The sequence below is a fragment of the Dethiosulfatibacter sp. genome, assembly GCF_983023055.1.
In genome coordinates this window covers 1-2,140 of record NZ_CEZJXU010000441.1, presented here as the reverse complement: position 1 = coordinate 2,140, position 2,140 = coordinate 1, and the positions used below count along the sequence as shown (strand labels likewise).

Genomic DNA, 2,140 nt, shown 5'->3' with positions numbered 1-2,140 from the left:
ATGGAAGGCTGTTTTTGATGACGGTATTATTAAATATTTGATAGAAACGGAATAAATGTTGAAATGTTCATGCATTTATAATATGATTATTCCAGTGAAAATAATGAATACAACAGGATATTATATCCGTTAAAAAATATAAGGATGGAAATAATGGCGAAATTAATCATTGAAGGTGGAAACAGATTAAAGGGAAAGGTCAACATCAGCGGATTTAAGAATGCCGCTCTTGCAATAATACCGGCGGCGATACTAACTGGAAGTAGTTGCACAATTGAAAATCTGCCTGTAATACAGGACGTTCTTGTTTATAGGGATATACTTAAAAAGCTTGGAGCGGAGGTTGAAGTTACAGATGACGGCATCATGAATGTTGATACATCGGGAATAACTGAATGCAACCTTCCAAACGGTCTTACACAAAAACTAAGGGCTTCATATTATCTTCTTGGAGCAGGTATAGGAAGATTCAAAGAAGTAGCAATATCATATCCTGGTGGATGCGATATTGGCGTTAGACCTATAGATCAGCATATCAAGGGACTTGAAGCTCTTGGTGCGAAATTCACAGTAGAAGACAATCTATTGAAGGTAAAGGCTGAAAAGCTTGTTGGAGCCAAGATCTATCTGGACGTAGTAAGCGTTGGCGCGACAATAAACATAATGATGGCAGCAATTTTTGCAGAAGGAAAGACAGTAATAGAGAATGCCGCCAAGGAGCCTCATGTAGTTGACACTGCCAACTTTCTAAATGCCATGGGAGCCCATATAAGGGGAGCAGGTACCGATGTAATAAAGATTACAGGTGTAGAAGAGCTTCACGGTGGAACATATAGTGTGATTCCCGACCAGGTTGAAGCTGGAACATATATGATAGCAGCGGCAGTCACAAAGGGAGACCTTATAATAAACAATATTATTCCAAAGCACCTTGAGCCAATAACTGCAAAGCTTAAGGAAATGGGAATGGGAATTGAAGAATATGGAGACTCCTTAAGAGTTCACTATGAAAATGAGCTTGTACCTGTAAACATAAAGACGTTGCCATACCCAGGATTTCCTACGGATCTTCAGCAGCCAATGACCGTTTTGTTGTCACTGGTTAAGGGAGACAGCATAGTAATAGAAAGCATATTCGAAAACAGATTCAGATATATTGACGAACTTGTGAAGATGGGAGCCGACATAAAGGTAGACGGAAGAAAGGCGGTAATCAGTGGTGTTGAAACCCTGAATCCTGCAGATGTATGGGCCACAGACCTGAGAGCCGGAGCTGCTCTTATAGTGGCAGGCCTTGCAACTAAGGGAGTATCCACTGTCCATGACATCTACCATGTTGATAGGGGCTATGAATTTATAGAAAACAAGTTCATGAACCTGGGTGCAAAGATTAAAAGAATAGAAGACGAAGAATAAAGGATTAATTATATGAGATTTTGTTCCCTTTTTAGTGGAAGCAGCGGTAATTGCAACTATATAAGTACTGGAAATACCAGCATTCTAGTAGATGCTGGACTTAGTGGAAAAAGAATACAGGGTGAAATGGCTAAAATCGAAGTGGACCCTAAAACCGTAGACGGAATATTTGTAACCCATGAGCATTCAGACCATATTCAGGGCGTTGGCATATTATCAAGGCGTTTTGACCTGCCCATTTATGCTTCGAGAAAAACTTGGGATGCCATGATATGTAAACTGGGCAAGATAAAAGAAGAAAACATTAGATATATAGAGGTTGACAAGGCCCTAAATATAAAGGATCTGTCCATAACACCTTTCAACATCAGTCATGATGCAGTAGAACCTTTTGGATTCAATATTACCGATGGCATGAAGAAGATAAGTCTTCTTACGGATACGGGTTGTATAAACGACTATATCAGAAATAGGGTTGCAAACTTTGACCTCCTTCTTTTGGAGACGAACCATGATGTGGAGTTGTTGAAGGTGGGATCCTATCCATGGTCCCTCAAGAGAAGGGTCATGGGCGAGTACGGACACCTTTCAAATGAAACAGCAGGTGAATTCCTCATTGATGTAATGAAAGGTGAGGGAGAATGTGTATACCTGGGACATCTAAGCCAAGAGAACAATTTTCCTGAGCTGGCCAAAAGAACGGTGTCCAATATACTAGAGGAAA

Annotated in this window: 2 protein-coding genes; both read left to right on the top strand. The window is 40.3% G+C overall.

The annotated features are described in order from the left end of the window. Positions 1–153: 153 nt before the first annotated feature. On the top strand, positions 154–1,416 hold the full coding sequence (murA, locus tag AC3AX0_RS12160; RefSeq protein ID WP_487550546.1) for a UDP-N-acetylglucosamine 1-carboxyvinyltransferase: 1,263 nt from the start codon (positions 154–156) through the stop codon (positions 1,414–1,416). Positions 1,417–1,428: 12 nt separating this feature from the next. Beyond that, positions 1,429–2,140, top strand: a 712-nt coding sequence (locus AC3AX0_RS12155) for an MBL fold metallo-hydrolase (protein ID WP_487550545.1), incomplete at its 3' end; no start/stop codon positions are given.

What these genes read in the sequence shown, in the direction of transcription:
- murA (WP_487550546.1), top strand. Translation starts at nt 154, where the DNA reads ATGGCGAAATTAATCATTGAAGGTGGAAACAGATTAAAGGGAAAGGTC.